Genomic DNA, 20,301 nt, shown 5'->3' on the forward strand with positions numbered 1-20,301 from the left:
GCTTATGTTATATTTTCTCCACTTGAGTGAAATCCAACTCTAGCGGGGTTTCCCGTCCAAACATGTTCACATGCACTTTGATCTTGCTCTTGTCAGCCAAAATTTCTTCCACGGATCCCACAAAATTCGCAAACGGACCAACCATAATACGTACGGATTCCTTGATTTCGAAATCAATCTTCGCTTTAGGTTCAACCATGCCCATATGCTTCAGAATTTGTTCTACCTCTTCCGGAAGCAAAGCTGTTGGTTTAGACCCTGAGCCTGTCGAACCAACAAATCCAGTAACGCCCGGAGTATTGCGGACAACATACCAGGAATCATCAGTCTGAACCATTTCCACCAAAACATAACCCGGGTAAACTTTACGCATAACGGTTTTTTTCTTACCGTCTTTGTTTACAATTTCTTCTTCCATAGGAACAAGAACGCGGAATATTTTGTCTTCCATGCCCATGGACTCAACGCGCTTTTCCAAATTGGCTTTGACCTTATTCTCATACCCAGAATAGGTATGAACGACATACCATCTTTTTTCCATATCAAGCCACCTGGGACCTCTCTAAATAATCGCTTCAATCACAGCGGAAATACCGATGTCCAGAACCCAGAAGTAAATAGCGACAACTACAATTGTACCGAGAACGATCAATGTATAGTTGGTCAATTCTTTACGACTTGGCCAGCGAACTTTTTTGAGTTCACTCCAGCTCTCAGTGAAAAAGGAAAACATAGACTTGAAACTACGTTTCATGCCGACTACACCTCCACAGACTATCTGGTTTCGCGATGAGGAGTTTGCGAGTTACAATACTTGCAAAATTTCTTCATCTCCATGCGGTCGGGGTGATTTCGCTTGTTTTTGGTAGTCGCATAGTTTCTTTGTTTGCAACTTGTACAAGCCAAAGTGATAATTACCCGCATGATGTGCACCTCCCGAGACGTCCTTCTAACAATACAATTAGAAGACGTAAATATTGATCCTAAAAAAAGCCGCGAATTTAGGCCTACCTAAAACACTTTAGCATAATGTCAAGGTCTGTGTCAACGAAAGAATTCCGTTCTGCACTGGGTAATTTCGGGTGTTATAGTCATATGGCCGTACCCTGTCCTTGGGTCTATCTCTTCCTCACACTTCGCTGTCTTCCTTATCATTATGGGGCATTCCGACTGTGTATAAACCTACCCTCAACGGCAACAACTAAAATCGACTCAAATAGAATTTTATGGTGTTAGCTCCTAATTCTATCTAAGCAATTTCATGAGACTAAAAAAAAGAACTCGATGTACGAGCCCTCTTGTGTTCATTATATCATTAATTGTCACGCACTTCTAGATATCTTTCTAATTTCCGCTTTACTCGTTGTAAAGCGTTGTCAATAGATTTCACATGTCGCTTAAGATCTTCAGCAATTTCCTGATAAGATCGTCCGTCTAAATACAACATCAGAACCTTACGCTCTAGGTCACTTAAAATCTCTGCCATCTTATCTTCAAGTCCAATGAATTCTTCTTGATTGATAATTAGCTCTTCTGGATCTAGTACCTGAGTTCCACAAATGACATCCATAAGCGTCCGGTCGGAATCTTCATCATAAATGGGCTTGTCCAGAGAAACATAAGAATTAAGCGGAATATGCTTCTGACGAGTGGCCGTCTTAATAGCGGTTATAATCTGACGTGTTATGCAGAGCTCAGCAAAAGCCTTGAATGAAGAGAGCTTGTCACCTTTAAAGTCACGAATAGCCTTATAGAGACCAATCATTCCTTCTTGAACAATATCTTCACGATCTGCCCCGATCAAGAAATAAGAGCGGGCTTTAGCACGTACAAAATTACGGTATTTATTAATTAAGTGTTCCAATGCGCCACTGTCGCCACCACGGAAAGCCTCGACAATATCTTCATCACTTATGAAATCATACTCGGACAGCATTATTTCCTTGAGGTCGACACTCACCAAGAATCCCCCCGGCTGCAACGCAAGACACATCGTTACTTCGCGAAATATAGGATCAGTATATATTATGTTACCTTACACCGTCAACCGGATTTGTCCAAAATCAATCTGCAATAGCATAAAATGGAATAAAAATATCACCTAAATCTTCCCACTTGTCACTGCCTACGCCATTTTTCCAATTTACTACGCACATCAGGAGGCAGCTTATCTTCTAAGGAATGACGTGTAGAACTGATGCTACCAGGTTCAATAGCTTTTTTAACTTGCTTCTGGTTCTCCTCAATTTCCAGGTGTAGCTCCCTTGCAGAGATTCGCAATGCACCTTGAGCAAAAATAATATGCTGCTCTATAAGATCACTAGTAGCTACATAGATCTGCCGGCGCCGATTGCTAAATTCCCCAACCAGTCGCTCAATGCATTCATCTGCGGTTTCTTTTTCCTTGGTGAAATACACCTGAACCTTACCCTGGACAAATGACCTTCCTAACCCTGGAACACGGTATGCATCAAAAACTGCAATCACTCTTCGTCCTGAGTAAGCTTGGTAATCCGCCAGCAAATCCATTAAGCGGTCGCGTGCTTCCTGCATACCAATCTGGGACAGTGCCGCAAGTTCCGGCCAGCCACCGATCATATTGTACCCGTCCACAAGCAGCACATCGCGCCAGTCGGCCATAGTTATCCCTGCTGTTGCCGAAGGCGTACCACTTCATACATAATGACTCCTGCGGCGACAGAGGCATTTAATGAATTGATTTTTCCGGCCATCGGCAGCTTAAGTAATACATCACATTTTTCACGAATCAAGCGTCCCATTCCTTTATTCTCATTACCGATTACAACAGCTACCGGTCCTGTGAAAATATTGGATCCAAACAGATTCTGATCTGTATCCACATCCGTACCTACTACCCAGACTCCCTGCTCTTTCAGACGATCAATGGTCTGACCTAGGTTAGTGACCCGCGCAACCGGAACATATTCCACGGCACCTGCTGATGTTTTGGAGACGGTAGCAGTAATCTGAGCCGAACGGCGTTTAGGTACGATTACTCCATGCACTCCAGTACAATCTGCTGTCCGCAGAATGGATCCCAGGTTATGCGGATCTTCAATCTCATCCAGTAAAATCAAGAATGCAGGCTCTCCTTTGGCTTCAGCTGCAGCCAGCAGATCATCTACCTCGACATAGGCAAAAGGTGCCGCTTGAGCAACTACCCCCTGATGTTGAACTCCAGGCGCAAGTTGATCCAGCTTACGCTTGTCCACATGCTGAATAACAATCCCCGCTTTACGTGCTTCAGCGACGATTGGTGCGGTCAGATGCTTCTGGGCCGTTTCTGCAATCCATATTTTATTTAAGGTACGACCCGCACGAAGCGCCTCAAGCACTGAATGCTTCCCAGCCAATATTTCCTCTTCTGTCTTCAAATCTTCTTCCATGTTCACTTCTCCTATTCTCTATTTCGCAAAAGCCTTATCAAGGCTGTTTCAACATAAACTGTATGCCACTGTTCACAATTTCTTGTATTCTCTCCTGTTGACCTGTGTAGTATAAGTAACCTATCAGACACTCAAAAGCAGTAGCATGACGGTATTCAAGCACATCTGCATTCTTAGGAATACTTCCCGATTTAGCATTTCTCCCCTGACGGGCGACATCTTTTTCCTCTTCTGTGAGACTTGACTCCAAAAATCCAAGTATTGCACTCTGCGCCTTAGCGGATACAAGTCCTGTAGCAGAGCGATGCAAATGGTTTGGGCGCAAATTCGGAAGAGATACTAAATACTGGCGAACTGACACTTCGTAAATGGCATCTCCTACATAGGCAAGCACAATTGGCGAGAGGAGTCGCGCAGGTTTGGAAGGCTCGTAAGGAAACCACCCGTTCTGAAACTTGCGTTCCTCACTCATTTACGCCGCCACCGCATTCCTTGCGGAGTATCCTCAAGCAATATGCCCAAGCGCCCTAATTCATCACGAATCTCATCGGACCGGCTCCAATTCTTATTCTTACGCGCTTCAACCCGCTCCGCGATCAATCTTTCAACTTCTTCACTCGCGATCTCTTCTTCTTCATGCTCAGGTGTCAAACGCAGCACAGCATTCATTTCCCCAAAAGCTTGCAGCAGCGCAGCAAAATCAGCAGGGGCTGCTTCACTATTCGCAAGGGTATGGTTTGCAAGACTCACCCAATCAAACATAGCGGTAATCGCATCAGGGGTATTAAAGTCATCCTGCATTCTAGCATGAAAATTGGCCACAATAGCAGATAACTTATCATTAATCTCTAAGCTGACCTCACCCTGAGCACCTTCAGCAGCAAGTTCAAAACGATGCTTAACGTTACTTTCTGCAAGTGAGATACGTTCTACGCTCTTTTCAGCTGAAGTCATTGAATCCACCGAGAAGTTCAACGGATTACGATAATGGGTCGACAGCATGAAATAACGAATAGTCCCAGCTTTAAATTGCCCACGGATATCTTTCACAAGCCAACCGTTACCCAATGATTTCGACATTTTTTCATCACCGATGTTGATAAATCCATTGTGCATCCAGTAATTAGAGAGTGGCTTACCCGTCAGAGCTTCTGTCTGAGCGCATTCGCATTCATGATGCGGGAACTGCAAATCTTGTCCACCCCCGTGGATGTCCATCGTATCCCCCAAGAACTCTCTTGCCATGGCCGAGCATTCAATATGCCAGCCAGGGCGTCCATTTCCCCATGGGCTCTGCCAGTACACTTCACCTGGTTTTGCTGCTTTCCACAGCACAAAGTCCTCAGGTTTCTCTTTCCGTGAGTCTACCTCCACGCGAATACCAAACTGCAATTCATCCAGATTCTGACGGGACAGTTTACCGTAGTCTTCAAATTTGGAAGTGCGGTAGTATACATCGCCACCACTCTCGTAGGCATACCCTTTTTCCTCAAGCTCTTTAATGAATTCAATGATCAGCTCCATGCTTTCTGTTACCCGCGGATTCAATGTTGCCGGCTTTACTCCAAGCCCTTCAAGATCCTCACGATAAGCATTAATGAAAATCTCAGCAACCTCTGCTACGGAAGTGTTCATTTCTTCTGCTTTGCGTATCAGTTTATCATCTACATCTGTGAAGTTCGTAACATACCGTACCTCATTGCCGAGTTGCTCCAAATAATTCCGGACCATATCAAAGACAATAATAGGCCTAGCATTTCCGATATGCATATATCCGTAAACGGTTGGACCACATACATACATTTTCACCTTGCCCGACTCTTGAGGCACAAACTGCTCCTTACTGCGTGTCATTGTGTTGTAAATTTGTAAAGCCATCCTATTCCAACCCTTTCTTTTGTCCCGATTCCTTAAGTACCGGATATGCTTAAATTTCGTAATCACCAATGTACTGCTGAGTTTCGACTAGCCGCTGCGCGGTCTTTTGCTTATCTTCTCCGCCAAGCTTCTCTCTGATCTCTTCGATCTCTTTTTGCAGAAATCGAAGTGAATCTACAAGCGGGTCTGGCATCTTGGTATGATCCAAGCGATCGGATACACGTTCACCGTTACGTTTTACTACACGGCCCGGATTTCCTACTACCGTACTATTATTTGGGACTTCACGCAGTACAACCGCATTCGAACCTATATTTGAATTGTCACCGATACGAAACGATCCTAATACCTTCGCACCAGAACCAATAACTACATTGTTGCCAACTGTGGGATGGCGCTTACCTTTTTCTTTCCCTGTCCCCCCGAGTGTAACCCCTTGATAGATAATAACATCATCACCGATTTCACAGGTTTCTCCAATAACAATCCCCATACCATGGTCGATAAACAGCCTATTTCCGATGACAGCTCCGGGATGGATTTCAACACCGGTCATAAATCTACTAAACTGTGAGACCATACGGGCCATTGTATACCAGCGGCGTTTGAAAAAAGAATGGGCAATCCGGTGACCCCAAATGGCGTGCAACCCTGCATATGTGAAGACAACCTCGAACCAGCTGCGGGCTGCGGGATCGTTATCAAATACCGCCCGAATGTCCGACTTAATATGCTTAAACATCACGGTTCCTCTCTTCTTGACTCCCCCATCTCCTGTTTACAGGTACACAAGGAAGGTATTGTCTCCAATCCATCATTCTTATCATACATATGCTGTGGGTGTTTGCTTGGTTTGTTATATTAGAAAAGATACCCCGAAACAAAAAAAGCCCCTGCAGCATAAAGCTGCAGAGACGTTTAACCGCGGTTCCACTCTGCTTGAACGAATCAAACAGACTGCTGTTGTTACCATCGGCAGAGTTCCTTCGTTCCACTTGGCATCATTAACGGCGATGTACCCGGCGCGATCTAACGAGCCTTTAGGATCGTTCAACCGTGCAGCTCACAGGCGCATGTTCTGCCCCGGACAAATGAATAACTCCCAGCCCGAAAGGGTATCCCTTTCTCGGTTATTCTCTCTGGCAATTGCCTTTATGGACGTACTTCTCCTGATCACAGCTATTATCATATGGTTCTATCTTAGCGTAAAAGCTAAGGGACTGACAAGAGGCTTAATGATAAGTAATACTACCTTAAGCTCCTTTAATTTGTGATTTCAAACGTTCGATGACACGGTTTTGGCCGAGCAAAGCAATCGTTATATTAAGATCACGTCCGTGCGTTTGTCCGGTTAAAGCCACACGTATCGGCATAAAGAGCGCTTTGCCTTTGTGCCCTGTTTCTTTCTGCACTTCCTTGATCAGTACAGCCATATTACTAGCGCTGAAATCCTGACAAGCTTCAACCTTAGCCAGAAAAGCAGACAAAACTTCAGGCACTTGGCTTTCCGCCAGAACCTGCGCCGCTTCTGTTTCTAACTCCAGATGGCTGCGGAAGAATAGTTCAGATAGCTCTACGATATCGGAGGCAGAGGTCATCTGCTCTTGATACAGTGCTACAAGGCTTTCTGCCCATGCCTGCTGCTCATCATTCAGCTCAGCCGGTATTTTTCCCGCTTTTTGCAGATGTGGAATCGCTAATGCCGAGATCCGTTTAGGATCAGCATGCTTAATATAGTGATTATTTAGATGCGCCAGCTTGTGCTTATCGAATACAGCCGGACTTTTGGACAAACGGTCCGCATCAAAAATAGAAATAAGTTCTTCTTTACTGAAGATCTCCTCTTCTCCCTCTGGCGACCAGCCCAGTAGAGAAATGAAGTTAACCAAAGCCTCAGGCAAGTAACCCAATTCATCATATTGCTCAATAAATGTAATTACAGATTGATCCCGCTTGCTAAGTTTCTTATGGTTGTCACCGACAATCAGTGTCATATGACCAAATATTGGGGGTTTCCAACCAAGAGCCTCATAGATCATAAGCTGACGTGGTGTGTTGGAAATATGATCTTCCCCACGTAGTACATGGGTGATAGCCATCAAATAATCATCAACAGCTACCGCAAAGTTATAGGTCGGAATTCCGTCCTTCTTCACGATAACAAAATCACCCATTTCTTTCGTATCAAAAGAAATAGTACCTTTTACGATATCATCGAACGTGTACGTACGATCTTCTGGTACACGGAAGCGAATGCTAGCTACTCGTCCCTCAGCTTCAAAGGCAAGGCGTTGTTCTTCCGTCAAATCACGGTGTTTGCCGGAATATCGAGGGGTTTCTCCACGTGCAGTCTGTTCTTCACGTTCTGCTTCCAGTTCTTCCTCTGTGCAGTAGCAGCGGTAAGCCAAACCTTTATCCAGCAAATCCTGCCAATATACACGATATAGGTCAAGACGTTCAGTCTGGCGGTAAGGTCCGTACTCTCCGCCAACATCAACACTCTCATCCCAATCCATGCCTAGCCATTTCAAATACTTAAGCTGGCTCTCTTCGCCGCCTGCGACATTGCGCTTCACGTCTGTATCTTCAATTCTGATGATGAACTTACCGCCTTGATTACGGGCGAACAGATAGTTAAACAGCGCCGTTCTGGCGTTACCTATATGTAAATGTCCCGTAGGGCTCGGTGCATAACGCACCCGGACTTGATCCGTCATTATATTCCCTCCGCTTCATATGGTTAAAACTTAGATTTGCTACTTAGACCATCTCAAGATGATATCACATCTTGGAGTAGACAGACAATAGATTGTGCGGCAATTCCTTCGCCACGACCGGCAAAACCAAGCTGTTCAGTAGTCGTAGCTTTAACGTTCACCTTGGACGGGTCCGCGTGAAGCGCACGAGCGATAATCTCCGTCATTTGTGGAATGTACGGCGCCATCTTTGGTTTTTGGGCAATAATCGTTGAATCGATATTCCCAAGCTTGTACCCTCGCTCTCTAGCAAGTGCCCACACTTGTTCTAATAATTTCAAGCTATCCGCGTCCTTAAACGCTGGATCTGTGTCCGGAAAATGTCTGCCAATATCACCAAGTCCTAGTGCGCCTAGAATCGCGTCACTTACTGCGTGCAGCAAAACATCAGCATCGGAATGTCCTACTAATCCTTTTTCATAAGGAATCGTAACGCCTCCAATAATACAAGGCCTTCCCTCAACCAGTTGATGTACATCAAATCCTTGTCCTACAGCGATCATGATTGTCCCTCTCCCCTGTTTCTTTCTGTGAATTCTGCAAAATCCAAATCATCTGGCGTCGTAATCTTAATATTTCTGTAGCTTCCCTCTACCACAGAAACCGGAATACCAGCACGCTCTGCCAAGCTGGAATCATCAGTACCTAGAAATCCATCCCGCTCCGCGGCCGCATAGGCATCCAGCAATTCAGAAAGACGAAAAGTCTGCGGGGTTTGAATCGCCCACAGACTTCGCCGATCCGGCGTAGACAGTACTCTACCTTCGTTATCTACCTGTTTGATCGTATCTTTGACGGGTACAGCAAGAACTGAAGCGCCGATCTGCTTCGCTCGCTCGTAACATGCCTCAATTTCATTCGGCTGCACAAACGGACGAACACCATCATGTACCATTACCCACTGTGTCGTAAGTTTCAACAATCCTTTATGTACGGAATGCTGACGCTCAGATCCACCAGCCACTATAGCCTTAACCTTGTCCAGCTTATAGAGCTGTATCCATTCCCGGCAACGATCAATATCTTCCTTACCGGTTACGAGCACGATTTCGGAAATCAAGTCATGCTGCTGAAATACTTCCAGCGTATGAACGATTACTGGTTTACCCTGTAGTAACAGATATTGCTTGCTCTCTACAGTCCCCATTCGCGTTCCTCTGCCTGCCGCCACAATGACGACGCCCACACTGTTTGACATTACTCAGGCTCCTGTCTTTCACGTATATTCCCATCATAACGTGTTTGGCGGGCATTTCCAACCCATAGGACATTTGCCGTGCACTTTATCTACGCTTATTGTGCTTTTTCCAGCAGCTTTGGCTTCGCAAATATCATCCGTCCAGCTGAAGTTTGAAGCACACTCGTGACGAGAACCTCCATCGTGGTTCCGATGTATTCCCGTCCGCCTTCCACAACGATCATTGTTCCATCGTCTAAATAGGCTACCCCTTGTCCATGCTCTTTGCCATCCTTAATGACCTGAACTACGATTTCCTCACCAGGTAACACTACGGGCTTCACGGCATTCGCAAGATCATTAATATTCAGGACTGAGACTCCCTGTAATTCGCAAACCTTATTCAAGTTGAAGTCATTAGTAACTACTTTACCTCGCAGCACCTTCGCTAACTTCACCAGCTTACTATCCACCTCAGAGATTTCTTCAAAATCTCCCTCATAGATTAACACCTTCACATCGAGCTCTTTTTGGATTTTATTGAGTATATCAAGTCCCCGCCGTCCACGATTCCGTTTCAAAAGATCCGAAGAATCTGCGATGTGCTGGAGCTCCTCAAGTACGAATTCCGGTATGACAATCGTTCCTTCAATAAATCCGGTTTTGCAAATATCAGCGATCCGACCATCAATAATAACGCTTGTATCGAGGATTTTATGTTCCTCCAGCCCACGACCTTCCGGCTCAGCCGCTTGCCCCCAGCGTCCAGTTGTCCAAAGTGCAGCTAGTTCCTCTTTTTTCTCCAGACCGATCCGCAGCCCCATATATCCAAAAGCTAACGTAACGGGTACCTGCAGCAACTGCCCAGCTTTTCCAAGCCAAATCATTGCAGGATATAACAGAAGAGATAGCAAAAGCCCCCCTGTAAGCCCAGCTGCACCTGCAGCTAATTCATTCATTGGTATACGCGAACAGTACAGAACCGCCTCCCGCAGTTTTGAACCTCCCCATTCCGCGCATAAAGACCCCGCAAACAAAAAAATAATGGCACCCAGCACCGTAAACAAAATGCTTCCCTCTACAGGTAAACTTTCACTCAGCTTTTCCATCCCCTTAGGGAATCCTCTTTCAAGCGCATGGTATAGCGAAAAACCAGACCAAGCACCACATATTAAAGCAAAAGACAATATCACTTTTTTCCACATAACCTAACGCACCTCCTTTTTATTCATCCTTGAATGATCAATACCTCACCAGTATGTTCCAATTTTCAAGACGATAAACTTGGAATAGCGCTGGAATTGCAAAAAGGCTTTGCCATCCCCTAAGGACGACAAAGCCTCTAGCTATAATTATATTAGTTCAACCTTACTACAAGACTGCTTTAACCGTTCTTCGAGTGATACACTTTATCTTCAGAACGTCTTCTACGACGGTGACGGCGTCTGGCTGTCAATCGATCAATGTTTTGTTTAAAACCATATAATGCGTAAATCCCAAGTAAGACGAAGATTAGCTTAGCAATTTGTTCAGGGAACACAACAGCAACAGCCACCGCAACAACAATGACTACTGGCGCTCCGACAACCACTTTTTTAGGTAATCCAACCTTCTTAAAATTAGGATATTTAACAGTGCTGACCATCAAATATGATAAAAGCAATGTAGCCACGATCATAAATGGAGCGGAAACATCTTTATTAAAAAGAGCTAATGTGGCAAGTACACCACCAGCAGCAGGAATTGGCAATCCGATGAAATAACCAGGAACTCCTGGATGAACATTAAAGCGAGCTAGGCGCAATGCACCAAACACCGGGAAAATTGCAGTTACTGTCCAGGCTAATGCAGAATTTAAATCATGCAGGCTTGAAACATACATAATAACAGCAGGTGCTACTCCAAAAGAAACGACATCAGACAAAGAGTCCAGTTCCTTACCAAATTCACTCTCACATTTAAGTGCACGAGCAACTCGGCCATCTAATCCGTCTAACAGCATAGCAATAATAACCATGATAGCGGCCATGCTAACTTTACCGTCAAAAGCCATCATGATACCAAACATTCCGAGCATCAAGTTACCTATGGTAAAAAGACTCGGAATTGATTTTTGTATCATTTCTTCACCTCAATTTTCTCACATTGGCCTTAAACAGCTCCAATATTACGTGATTGTATGTTATTTACATTTGCCTGTCAATAAGAACTTGCTTCTGTAAACGTTTGAGCCCATCCTGAATATTACGAGCCCGCACCTCCCCAATTCCGTCCACTTCATCCAGTTCAGCTATGCTTGCAGACATCAAATTAGGCAGCATTTCAAACCGCTCCACCAGATTATGAATGATCACATTTGGAAGCCGCGGAATCTTATTAAGCAGGCGATATCCACGCGGAGTAACCACCTCTTCAGAAGAAATTGCCGTAGAAGAGTAGCCCAACAATCGAGCAATATGGTTGTCATCCATTAGGTCATCATCACTAATACGTTTGAGACCGGCAATAATTTCACGAATTTTATCTTCTTGCTCTTCCTTAGCATAGTCTCTGTATAGGAGCCATGCTTCTTCCTCTGTATTTCCAACCAGTTCTTCCATCTGCATGCTGATTAAGCGCCCTTCGTTGCCTAGTTCATTTATATATCGTTTAATCTCCATTTTTATGCGCAAAACCATCTCTACCCGCTGAATCACTCCGACCACTTCGGCCACGGTTACGATTCCCTCATACTCCGAAGCAGACAAATTCGTCAGTCCTTGTGTAAGAACCGCTTTGTACTTTTCGAGGGTCTGAATCGCTTGATTAGCTTTAGCCAAGATAGCTCCGATTTCTTTTAACGCATACCGAATGGAACCTTGATACAGGGTAATGATATTGCGGCGCTGTGAAATAGAAACCACCAGTTTACCTGTTTGCTTCGCTACGCGCTCGGCGGTCCGGTGACGAATGCCTGTCTCGATGGAAGAGATGGACGAATCCGGAATTAGCTGTGTATTTGCATACAAAATGCGTTTCAAATCCTCACTAAGAATAATGGCACCGTCCATTTTGGCAAGCTCATATAAATAATTGGGCGAAAAATCGCAGTTAATGGAGAATCCTCCATCCACTACCTCCATCACCTCAGGACTATATCCAACGACGATTAGTGCCCCCGTCTTAGCGCGCAGCACATTCTCAAGACCCTCCCGAAAGGGTGTCCCCGGTGCCGCCAGTCTGAGCAGATCATTCATATTCTCTAATTGGTTATATTCTTTCATAATCCCTGTGCCCCCTAATCTAACGCGACCGATAGTGCATCTGCTACGGTACTGACGCCAATAATCTGGATATCTTGCGGGTGCTTCCAGCCTTTCAAACTTTTCTCTGGCATGATCACCCGCCGGAAGCCTAGCTTCGCGGCCTCCTTCACACGCATTTCCGCGCGCGAAACACCTCTTACTTCACCTGTAAGTCCTACTTCACCGAAGAAAACATCGTAAGGTTTTGTTGAAATATCACGAAAGCTGGAAGCGATACTAATAGCTACTGCTAAATCAATCGCCGGTTCATCCAGCTTTACTCCTCCAGCTACATTAAGGTAAGCATCCTGATTTTGCAGGAACATACCCATCCGCTTCTCCAGTACAGCGATAATGAGTGCCATCCGCTGGTGATCCATACCTGTGCACATCCGGCGAGGGGAGGGGAAATGAGTGGCAGCGACAAGAGCCTGAAGCTCAACAAGCACCGGTCTAGTCCCTTCCATACTGGCCACAACTGTAGATCCGGCTACGCCGAGTGGACGCTCCGACAAAAAGAGCTCTGATGGATTTTCTACTTCGGTTAGACCCACTTCACCCATTTCGAAAATGCCGATTTCATTCGTTGAACCGAAGCGGTTCTTTACAGCCCGCAGGAGTCTATACGTATGATGCCGCTCTCCCTCAAAATACAGCACACAATCCACCATATGTTCAAGCATCCGTGGGCCTGCAATAGCGCCTTCCTTAGTGACATGCCCAACGAGAACTGTAGCAATTCCCCGAATCTTAGCGATACGCATAAATCTTGTCGTACATTCCCGAACCTGGGTCACACTGCCTGGCGCACTAGTTACTTCTGGCATAAATACAGTCTGAATCGAATCGATAACAAGAAATTGCGGCTGAATTTGTTCAATCGCTTCTTCTATGCTTTCCATATTCGTCTCACATAGTACATATAGCTCAGCTGACAACGCCCCGAGGCGATCCGCACGCAGCTTAGTTTGCCTTACCGATTCTTCGCCCGAAATGTACAGTACTCGCAATCCCTGAGTTGTCAGAGCATGCGACGTCTGTAATAAGAGCGTAGATTTACCGATTCCTGGGTCTCCCCCTACTAGTACCAGCGATCCTGGCACGATCCCCCCACCGAGAACACGGTTAAGCTCACCTATACCTGTCAGTATGCGCGGTTCCTTGTCACTTTCTATACTTATGATCGATTGTGCCTTTTCTTTACTATGAAAAATAGGGGCATTCATTCCCTGTGTTTTGACTACGCTTTCTGTTTCCTCCACCATGGAGTTCCAAGCTTGGCACCCGGGACATTTTCCGAACCATTTTGGTGATTCGTATCCACAGTCGGTGCAGAAAAATTTAGTTTTTGGTTTAGCCATTTGTTCTCCTTACGGTTCCGAACTTTTAAATTGCGGATATTTTCTTCTAATGAAAGTTTACCATTTCTGCCCCTTTAACGAAAGGTCATTCGGAATTTGTACTAAATGTATATTTTTTAGTGATAAATTTATATTAAAAAAGCTTCCGCCCCTCTATAAACTGAGGAGCGGAAGCTTTTTTTATTCCATTTTTTTATTCGGATTCTACTTCTTTTTCAAGCAATGGCGCTACAGGAGCATCCACTTTATTCACTACAAGTTCTCCGCCAACTTCATCAATGTTGAGCGAATCACCCTTTTGGATATTTCCTCGGAGCAATTCCTCGGAAAGACGGTCTTCAATATGCTTCTGAATCGCACGACGCAATGGACGTGCACCAAAGGCTGGGTCGTAGCCTTCCTTAGCCAGGAAAGCCTTCGCCGCATCCGTGAGTACGAAATCAACATCATATTCACGCAGTCGCTTGCGCAGTTCATCAGACATCAACGTAACGATTTCAGCAATATGCTTCTCATCAAGGGAGTGGAAGACGATGATTTCGTCAATCCGGTTCAAGAACTCTGGACGGAAGCTCTTCTTCAGCTCTTCCATAACCTTGCCCTTCATATTACCGTATTCTGCTCCAGCATCTTGCACAGCTGTGAATCCAAGTGTCGAATTCTTCTTGATCGCTTGTGCGCCTACGTTAGAAGTCAGAATAATTAATGTATTACGGAAATCGACTACCCGTCCTTTAGAGTCAGTTAATCGACCATCTTCAAGTACTTGCAGCAAAATGTTGAATACTTCTGGGTGCGCTTTTTCAATTTCATCAAGCAGCACTACAGAATAAGGTTTACGGCGTACCTTCTCGGTTAATTGGCCGCCTTCTTCATAGCCAACATATCCAGGAGGAGCTCCGACTAAGCGGGACGTGGAGTGCTTCTCCATGTATTCCGACATATCAATACGGATGACCGCATTCTCATCGCCGAACATGGCTTCAGCCAATGCACGAGCCAACTCAGTTTTACCTACACCTGTAGGACCGAGGAAGATAAAAGAACCCATTGGGCGTTTCGGATCTTTAAGACCCGCACGCGCACGGCGCAGTGCCCGGCTAACTGCCTTAACAGCTTCGTCCTGACCGATCACTCGTTCATGCAGTAAAGCCTCCATGTTAAGTAGACGGTCGGTCTCCTCTTCCTTCAGCTTGCTTACAGGTATACCCGTCCAGCTAGCTACAACCTGTGCAATGTCTTCAGGTGTAACCTCTGAATCCGTGCGACCCTGTTTTTCTTTCCATTGATTCTTTGTCGTATCGAGTTCTTCACGGATTTTTTGCTCTGTATCACGCAAGGCCGCCGCTTTTTCAAACTCTTGACTCTGCACTGCGGAATCCTTCTCCTTGCGGATATCATCCAAGCGCATTTCAAGCTCCTTCAGATTTGGCGGGATGGTGTAAGAATGAAGCCTTACTTTAGATCCTGCTTCATCGATAAGGTCAATCGCTTTATCTGGCAAGAAACGGTCCGGGATGTAACGGTCGGACAACTTCACTGCTTCCACAATAGCTTCATCCGTAATCTTCACACGGTGATGCGCTTCATAACGATCGCGAAGTCCGAAAAGAATTTGGACCGCTTCCTCAGGAGAAGGCTGATCCACCGTGATCGGTTGGAATCGTCGCTCGAGTGCTGCATCTTTTTCAATATATTTACGATATTCGTCAAGCGTAGTCGCACCAATGCACTGAAGTTCTCCACGGGCTAACGCCGGTTTCAGAATGTTAGATGCGTCAATGGCTCCTTCCGCGCCACCAGCACCGATTAGCGTATGAAGCTCATCGATAAAGAGCACGATATTACCTGCTTGGCGAATCTCATCCATAATTTTCTTGAGGCGGTCTTCAAACTCACCGCGATATTTTGTTCCAGCCACTACTGAGCCCATGTCGAGCGTCATGACGCGTTTGTCGCGAAGTGTTTCTGGGATTTCATTATTGATAATCTTTTGTGCAAGTCCTTCAGCGATAGCTGTTTTACCAACACCAGGTTCACCGATCAGTACCGGGTTATTCTTAGTCCGGCGACTCAGTACCTGAATAACACGTTCAATTTCCTTACTACGACCGATAACTGGGTCTAGATTGCCTTCCTTAGCATAAGCGGTCAAATCGCGCGCAAGACCATCTAGGGTCGGTGTGCTGACGTTAGCCGGAGTCCCGCTATGACTAGAGGCAGCCTCGCTGCTTCCCAGGAGCTGAAGCACTTGTTGACGAGCTTTGTTCAAGCTGATGCCGAGGTTATTAAGCACACGAGCCGCGACACCTTCCCCTTCACGGATAAGTCCAAGCAAAATATGCTCAGTGCCAACATACGTATGACCCAATTTGCGGGCTTCGTCCATCGACAGCTCAATCACTTTTTTAGCGCGAGGAGTATAAGCAATGTTCGTAGGCTGTTCTTGACCTCTGCCAATCAATGTCTCCACTTCGTCCTGGATTTTTTCAAGACCTAGCCCTAAAGCTATTAATGCCTTAGCAGCAATGCCGTCTCCTTCACGAATAAGTCCGAGCAAAATATGTTCTGTACCAATATTGTTGTGTCCTAAACGAACAGCTTCTTCCTGCGCCAGCGCTAGCACTTTTTGTGCGCGTTCCGTAAATCTTCCAAACATCATATCTCCTGCACCTCCATGAATAGTAAATATCTATATTAATGTTGTGTTCCCAATGTCTCTCGGAGCAGTTTTGCCCGATACATATCTCGTTCAGTGGCGTTCAGCTCATCGCCGAACATCTTCTGCAGAAATCCTGGCTGTGTCTTAACGTTAAGTTCATTAAGCACTGAAATCGAAAGGCCTTCCAGAATGCCAAGGTCAACTCCAAGTCTCACATCAGACAGGCGTTGAGCAGATTCTTTAAGCTCCATAAGAGCTGCATAACATAAAATTCCGTAAGAACGCTTCACTCGGTCAGTTATTCTCAAGGCGGAATCAACAAGCAACCGTTCACGTGCATTTCGCTCATGCTCTATAATCTGGGTAACTACACTATGAAGGTTCTCTATAATTTCACTTTCCGTTTGACCGAGAGTGATCTGATTAGAAATTTGAAAGATGTTCCCTACTGCTTCGCTACCCTCACCGTAAATTCCTCTTACAGTCAATCCCACTTGGTTCACTGCAGACAATATGCGGTTGATCTGATGAGTCATTACAAGCGCTGGCAGATGCAGCATTACCGAGGCACGAAGCCCAGTACCCACATTGGTGGGGCAACTAGTCAAATATCCTCTTTTATCATCAAAAGCGTAATTGACAGCTGCCTCGAATATATCATCAATCGCCGTCGCACGTTCCCATGCTTCTCTGACCTGAAGACCAGGAAACAGACATTGGATTCGCAGATGGTCCTCTTCGTTAATCATGATGCTGACCGACTCATCTTCATTTAATAAGACAGCCGCACTGCGCGAATCATTAGCCAAGTTAGGACTGATTAGATGCTTCTCAACCAGTACCTTTTTGTCCAGTTCATTCACTTCATCAAGCTTTAGGAGTTGAAAAGATCCGAAATCTGCAGCTGCTTCCTCATGAAACACAGGAGCCAGTAGCTCTAATACTTCTTCCGATTGCTCTAAGGAAGCCAGCATTGGGAACGGAAGATGCTCTAGATTACGGGCAATACGCATACGACTGCTAATTACAATCTCGGAGTGACTACCTCCAGAACGCATCCAATCACTAAGCGCTTGTTCAGTAAATCGGAGACTTGACATGTCATATCCCCCCTATATATCAAAGACTTTACTCTTGTGCTATTTCTTTTTCAAGTTTACGAATCTGATCTCGCAGCTCCGCTGCTTTCTCGAATTCCTCTTGTGTAATACTTTGCTGTAATTCCTGCTTGAGTTCATCTATTTGGCGTCTAAATACAATCTGAGCTCCTGCACGTTTCGGAATCTTACCTACATGTGAAGTACTGCCATGCACTCGCTTAAAAAGCGGGTCCAGTGCACTGTTAAAATACTCATAACAGGAGCTACAGCCAAAACGGCCTAATTTGCTAAACTGGGAGTAAGTCATCCCACAATTCTCACACTGCAGACTCTGCGTAGTCTTCGTTGCAGCCGACTTCTCCTTGCCGGCACCTTCAAGATCAAGCAGACCTGAGAGCAGACTGTGGATAGAGAATCCTCCAGCCGTTCCGGGAATGAGTTCACCCTTCTCCCGTGCACAGCTCTCGCAGATATGAAACTCTGTCTTCTCTCCATTCACGATCTTAGTGAAGTGGAGTGTTGCCGGCTTGACGCCACATTCCTGGCATTGCATAAGCGAAAGCCCCTCCCTTATGGTTGACAATTATTTGCCTAACAAAGAGATTAACATCGCCTTCATAATCTTGGCACGAATCTCATCCCGGTATGGAATCTTAACCGTTAGGCATTCCCGAGAAACAGCAGCGCGCATAAGGCACGCTTCACGCTTACTTAGAAAACCAGCTTCCTCCAGCTGATAAATCAGCCCTTCAGCAGCGTTCTGATCAATCCCGCCACCTATAGTATGGTTTAAATGGGCATGCAGTGCCACGTTTGGTGGTAATTCAAAACGTTGAATACGAATATATCCCCCGCCACCCCGCTTACTTTCCACCACATAACCTTTTTCCAGAGTAAAGCGTGTACTGATGACATAATTGATCTGTGACGGTACGCATGAGAACTGGTCCGCCAGGTCATTTCGCTGGATTTCCACCGTACCTTCGGGACTTTCATGCAAAATATTCTTCAGATATTGTTCGATAATATCAGAGATATTGCGCATCACTCATCCTCCAGTGCTTGAATCTTTATAATACCAATTGCAACTTGCATTCATAATGACAATGGTCTTTAATTGAACTTAAACATTTGTGGATAATCCCACGCGTTCAAAGGATCGGATCGCTGTCATTAAGCTTCGTTGACTTTGACTTTCTTTGACTTTTTAATATTATAACATATTCTGTGCTAATTCCAAGTGGATTCTCTTATTTTTCACTTTTTTCAGCGAATGTATTCGGAAATAAAGAACTCTCCCAACTTCTTTCGAAGGGGAGAGCCTAATTTTTGTCAAGAATAAACGTCTTCGTTGTCCTTATTAGGACGATAAGCGTTTATGCGAGAAATATAACGATAATGTATAGCGTTGAACTTATGCTTTCTTATATTTTAAAAATGATCAAATAAAGCTGTCTGTGCTTGTGGAATAATTTCTTCAAACCATTCCACTGCTGCTGCGTAGCCAGAGACACTTCCATAACGAGCCATCTCTGTTGGTCGTTTGTATCCAAGCATCAAGGCCGTCAATGTGCCTATATCACAGTTTAAGTCTGCTTCCGCCCGTTCCCCTTCCACTCGTGTCAAAGTAGCCGATCCCTCATTAGAGATGTTCCATGCCCACAATCCATCATTCCAAGGTGCATACTTATCTTCGATATATATAAGCTGCTTCTTTTGACTACTGTTTCCTCTGAAGGCGTATGTTTCAATGAATGACTTGACATTAACAATCCGCCCCATAAAATAAGGATAATTCTCTTGTTCTATACGTGGATCTGGCAGCAAGAAGGGTAACATGTCATCCGAAGGCACCAGCTTTAAGGATGCACCGGTCACCATCGAATCATGGTTCGCAAGAAATGTCCACAGCCCCTGCCGAGCTTGTTCATTCAAAAAAACAAATTCATCAATGACCAGTTCTCTGTTCTCTATCTTATACAGCACATATCCCTCTGGTTCACCACTCTTGGAGTAAAATACTGCACTCTTTCCTTCATCTTCTAGAACAGAGTTCTCCCACCAGTCCAAATCGCGCTTAAGTGTCCCGTTATAACTAACAGCGAATCGATTGTATAGGCTATCCAATACTTCGATATCTTTGATGTCCCGTTTAACCTTGCCCTCAACTTCAACCTTTTTGGGAAACTTCGCTACTGGAATAGAGTATTTCTTATATTCACAATAAACCTCCCAGCCAAATTTACGATAAAACGGAATCAGGAACGGGTGTAGAAAAGAGAGCGTTTGACCTGCCTCATTCATCGTATGCAGCGCATGAGACAAAAGATTTGCCACATGCCCTTGTCTGCGGTTCTCTGGCCATGTAGCTACTCCTGCTATACCACCCATAGGTACCACTCTGCCCTGTATGTAGACTTGGAAAGGAATAATCGTCAATTTAGCTTCCAATGTTCCGTCCTCAAAAGCACCCCATACCTGTTCAGCCTTGAATCTTTCCTTTGCACTTGCCCTTTTTTCAATAGGAAGCTTGTACTGAAAAGAATATTCTGACAAGTTCATGCTCGCAACAAATTCTTCTGAACGTAACTGTCTTATTACCACAAACTCACCTCATCCTTTATAAAATTACTTTTAGGATAAGTATAACAAGAGCGTCAATTGTGCGCTAATCTA

At 45.1% G+C, this 20,301-nt stretch carries 21 protein-coding genes; all 21 read right to left on the bottom strand.

The window, feature by feature from the left end:
- Positions 1-7: 7 nt before the first annotated feature.
- Entirely contained in the window at positions 8-541 is a 534-nt protein-coding gene (gene nusG / locus MHB64_RS27915; protein WP_036680499.1) for a transcription termination/antitermination protein NusG, read from the bottom strand.
- Between the two features lie 21 nt (positions 542-562).
- Positions 563-754, bottom strand: a complete 192-nt coding sequence (gene secE / locus MHB64_RS27920) for a preprotein translocase subunit SecE (protein WP_036680497.1) — start codon at positions 752-754, stop codon at positions 563-565.
- Between the two features lie 20 nt (positions 755-774).
- The gene (gene rpmG, locus MHB64_RS27925; RefSeq protein ID WP_076099620.1) at positions 775-924 is read right to left on the bottom strand and encodes a 50S ribosomal protein L33; all 150 of its coding nucleotides are present in this window, start codon (positions 922-924) and stop codon (positions 775-777) included.
- Positions 925-1,315: 391 nt separating this feature from the next.
- Positions 1,316-1,960, bottom strand: a complete 645-nt coding sequence (gene sigH, locus MHB64_RS27930; RefSeq protein ID WP_036680496.1) for an RNA polymerase sporulation sigma factor SigH — start codon at positions 1,958-1,960, stop codon at positions 1,316-1,318.
- 158 nt (positions 1,961-2,118) lie between these two features.
- Positions 2,119-2,640, bottom strand: coding sequence for an NYN domain-containing protein (locus tag MHB64_RS27935; protein ID WP_094871865.1), 522 nt, complete (start codon positions 2,638-2,640; stop codon positions 2,119-2,121).
- Positions 2,641-2,642: 2 nt separating this feature from the next.
- Positions 2,643-3,407, bottom strand: coding sequence for a 23S rRNA (guanosine(2251)-2'-O)-methyltransferase RlmB (gene rlmB / locus MHB64_RS27940; RefSeq protein WP_042131237.1), 765 nt, complete (start codon positions 3,405-3,407; stop codon positions 2,643-2,645).
- A gap of 37 nt (positions 3,408-3,444) precedes the next feature.
- Positions 3,445-3,879 carry a Mini-ribonuclease 3 gene (locus MHB64_RS27945; RefSeq protein WP_094871864.1) on the bottom strand — a complete coding sequence of 145 codons (435 nt, stop codon included), beginning with the start codon at positions 3,877-3,879 and terminating at the stop codon, positions 3,445-3,447.
- On the bottom strand, positions 3,876-5,285 hold the full coding sequence (gene cysS, locus MHB64_RS27950) for a cysteine--tRNA ligase (protein ID WP_341135815.1): 1,410 nt from the start codon (positions 5,283-5,285) through the stop codon (positions 3,876-3,878). Before cysS ends, MHB64_RS27945 begins: the two co-directional genes overlap by 4 nt.
- Before the next feature lie 49 nt (positions 5,286-5,334).
- Positions 5,335-6,027, bottom strand: a complete 693-nt coding sequence (cysE, locus tag MHB64_RS27955) for a serine O-acetyltransferase (RefSeq protein ID WP_094871863.1) — start codon at positions 6,025-6,027, stop codon at positions 5,335-5,337.
- A gap of 511 nt (positions 6,028-6,538) precedes the next feature.
- Positions 6,539-8,002 (bottom strand): glutamate--tRNA ligase, encoded by a 1,464-nt coding sequence (gene gltX, locus MHB64_RS27960; RefSeq protein WP_094877208.1) that lies wholly within the window; start codon positions 8,000-8,002, stop codon positions 6,539-6,541.
- 53 nt (positions 8,003-8,055) lie between these two features.
- Positions 8,056-8,544 carry a 2-C-methyl-D-erythritol 2,4-cyclodiphosphate synthase gene (gene ispF / locus MHB64_RS27965; RefSeq protein WP_094877209.1) on the bottom strand — a complete coding sequence of 163 codons (489 nt, stop codon included), beginning with the start codon at positions 8,542-8,544 and terminating at the stop codon, positions 8,056-8,058.
- The gene (gene ispD / locus MHB64_RS27970) at positions 8,541-9,239 is read right to left on the bottom strand and encodes a 2-C-methyl-D-erythritol 4-phosphate cytidylyltransferase (RefSeq protein ID WP_341135816.1); all 699 of its coding nucleotides are present in this window, start codon (positions 9,237-9,239) and stop codon (positions 8,541-8,543) included. The genes ispF and ispD overlap by 4 nt, the downstream gene beginning before the upstream one ends.
- Positions 9,240-9,334: 95 nt before the next feature.
- The gene (locus MHB64_RS27975; RefSeq protein WP_042131244.1) at positions 9,335-10,423 is read right to left on the bottom strand and encodes a PIN/TRAM domain-containing protein; all 1,089 of its coding nucleotides are present in this window, start codon (positions 10,421-10,423) and stop codon (positions 9,335-9,337) included.
- A gap of 179 nt (positions 10,424-10,602) precedes the next feature.
- Positions 10,603-11,340: a CDP-diacylglycerol--serine O-phosphatidyltransferase gene (pssA, locus tag MHB64_RS27980; RefSeq protein ID WP_042192208.1), complete on the bottom strand. Its 738-nt coding sequence runs from the start codon at positions 11,338-11,340 to the stop codon at positions 10,603-10,605.
- A 64-nt stretch (positions 11,341-11,404) separates the two neighbouring features.
- A complete protein-coding gene (disA, locus tag MHB64_RS27985; protein WP_042131246.1) occupies positions 11,405-12,481 on the bottom strand; it encodes a DNA integrity scanning diadenylate cyclase DisA in 1,077 nt (358 codons plus the stop codon).
- Between the two features lie 14 nt (positions 12,482-12,495).
- Positions 12,496-13,863 (bottom strand): DNA repair protein RadA, encoded by a 1,368-nt coding sequence (radA, locus tag MHB64_RS27990; RefSeq protein WP_060625849.1) that lies wholly within the window; start codon positions 13,861-13,863, stop codon positions 12,496-12,498.
- 193 nt (positions 13,864-14,056) lie between these two features.
- Positions 14,057-16,525, bottom strand: coding sequence for an ATP-dependent protease ATP-binding subunit ClpC (gene clpC / locus MHB64_RS27995; protein ID WP_042131248.1), 2,469 nt, complete (start codon positions 16,523-16,525; stop codon positions 14,057-14,059).
- 35 nt (positions 16,526-16,560) lie between these two features.
- Positions 16,561-17,625: a protein arginine kinase gene (locus MHB64_RS28000; RefSeq protein WP_042131249.1), complete on the bottom strand. Its 1,065-nt coding sequence runs from the start codon at positions 17,623-17,625 to the stop codon at positions 16,561-16,563.
- 28 nt (positions 17,626-17,653) lie between these two features.
- Positions 17,654-18,178 carry a UvrB/UvrC motif-containing protein gene (locus MHB64_RS28005; RefSeq protein WP_042192214.1) on the bottom strand — a complete coding sequence of 175 codons (525 nt, stop codon included), beginning with the start codon at positions 18,176-18,178 and terminating at the stop codon, positions 17,654-17,656.
- A 30-nt stretch (positions 18,179-18,208) separates the two neighbouring features.
- Entirely contained in the window at positions 18,209-18,670 is a 462-nt protein-coding gene (locus tag MHB64_RS28010; RefSeq protein WP_042131251.1) for a CtsR family transcriptional regulator, read from the bottom strand.
- A 386-nt stretch (positions 18,671-19,056) separates the two neighbouring features.
- Complete coding sequence (locus MHB64_RS28015) at positions 19,057-20,229, bottom strand: GNAT family N-acetyltransferase (protein ID WP_341135817.1); 1,173 nt, start codon at positions 20,227-20,229, stop codon at positions 19,057-19,059.
- Positions 20,230-20,301: the final 72 nt, after the last annotated feature.

The sequence above is a fragment of the Paenibacillus sp. FSL K6-2859 genome (genome assembly GCF_038008265.1).
In the GTDB taxonomy this organism is placed as follows: domain Bacteria; phylum Bacillota; class Bacilli; order Paenibacillales; family Paenibacillaceae; genus Paenibacillus_AQ; species Paenibacillus_AQ nitricinens.

Coding starts and splice junctions, on each gene's coding strand:
- nusG (WP_036680499.1), bottom strand. CDS start 541: ATGGAAAAAAGATGGTATGTCGTTCATACCTATTCTGGGTATGAGAAT.
- secE (WP_036680497.1), bottom strand. CDS start 754: ATGAAACGTAGTTTCAAGTCTATGTTTTCCTTTTTCACTGAGAGCTGG.
- rpmG (WP_076099620.1), bottom strand. CDS start 924: ATGCGGGTAATTATCACTTTGGCTTGTACAAGTTGCAAACAAAGAAAC.
- MHB64_RS27935 (WP_094871865.1), bottom strand. CDS start 2,640: ATGGCCGACTGGCGCGATGTGCTGCTTGTGGACGGGTACAATATGATC.
- rlmB (WP_042131237.1), bottom strand. CDS start 3,407: ATGGAAGAAGATTTGAAGACAGAAGAGGAAATATTGGCTGGGAAGCAT.
- MHB64_RS27945 (WP_094871864.1), bottom strand. CDS start 3,879: ATGAGTGAGGAACGCAAGTTTCAGAACGGGTGGTTTCCTTACGAGCCT.
- cysS (WP_341135815.1), bottom strand. CDS start 5,285: ATGGCTTTACAAATTTACAACACAATGACACGCAGTAAGGAGCAGTTT.
- cysE (WP_094871863.1), bottom strand. CDS start 6,027: ATGTTTAAGCATATTAAGTCGGACATTCGGGCGGTATTTGATAACGAT.
- gltX (WP_094877208.1), bottom strand. CDS start 8,002: ATGACGGATCAAGTCCGGGTGCGTTATGCACCGAGCCCTACGGGACAT.
- ispF (WP_094877209.1), bottom strand. CDS start 8,544: ATGATCGCTGTAGGACAAGGATTTGATGTACATCAACTGGTTGAGGGA.
- ispD (WP_341135816.1), bottom strand. CDS start 9,239: ATGTCAAACAGTGTGGGCGTCGTCATTGTGGCGGCAGGCAGAGGAACG.
- MHB64_RS27975 (WP_042131244.1), bottom strand. CDS start 10,423: ATGTGGAAAAAAGTGATATTGTCTTTTGCTTTAATATGTGGTGCTTGG.
- pssA (WP_042192208.1), bottom strand. CDS start 11,340: ATGATACAAAAATCAATTCCGAGTCTTTTTACCATAGGTAACTTGATG.
- disA (WP_042131246.1), bottom strand. CDS start 12,481: ATGAAAGAATATAACCAATTAGAGAATATGAATGATCTGCTCAGACTG.
- radA (WP_060625849.1), bottom strand. CDS start 13,863: ATGGCTAAACCAAAAACTAAATTTTTCTGCACCGACTGTGGATACGAA.
- clpC (WP_042131248.1), bottom strand. CDS start 16,525: ATGATGTTTGGAAGATTTACGGAACGCGCACAAAAAGTGCTAGCGCTG.
- MHB64_RS28000 (WP_042131249.1), bottom strand. CDS start 17,625: ATGTCAAGTCTCCGATTTACTGAACAAGCGCTTAGTGATTGGATGCGT.
- MHB64_RS28005 (WP_042192214.1), bottom strand. CDS start 18,178: ATGCAATGCCAGGAATGTGGCGTCAAGCCGGCAACACTCCACTTCACT.
- MHB64_RS28010 (WP_042131251.1), bottom strand. CDS start 18,670: ATGCGCAATATCTCTGATATTATCGAACAATATCTGAAGAATATTTTG.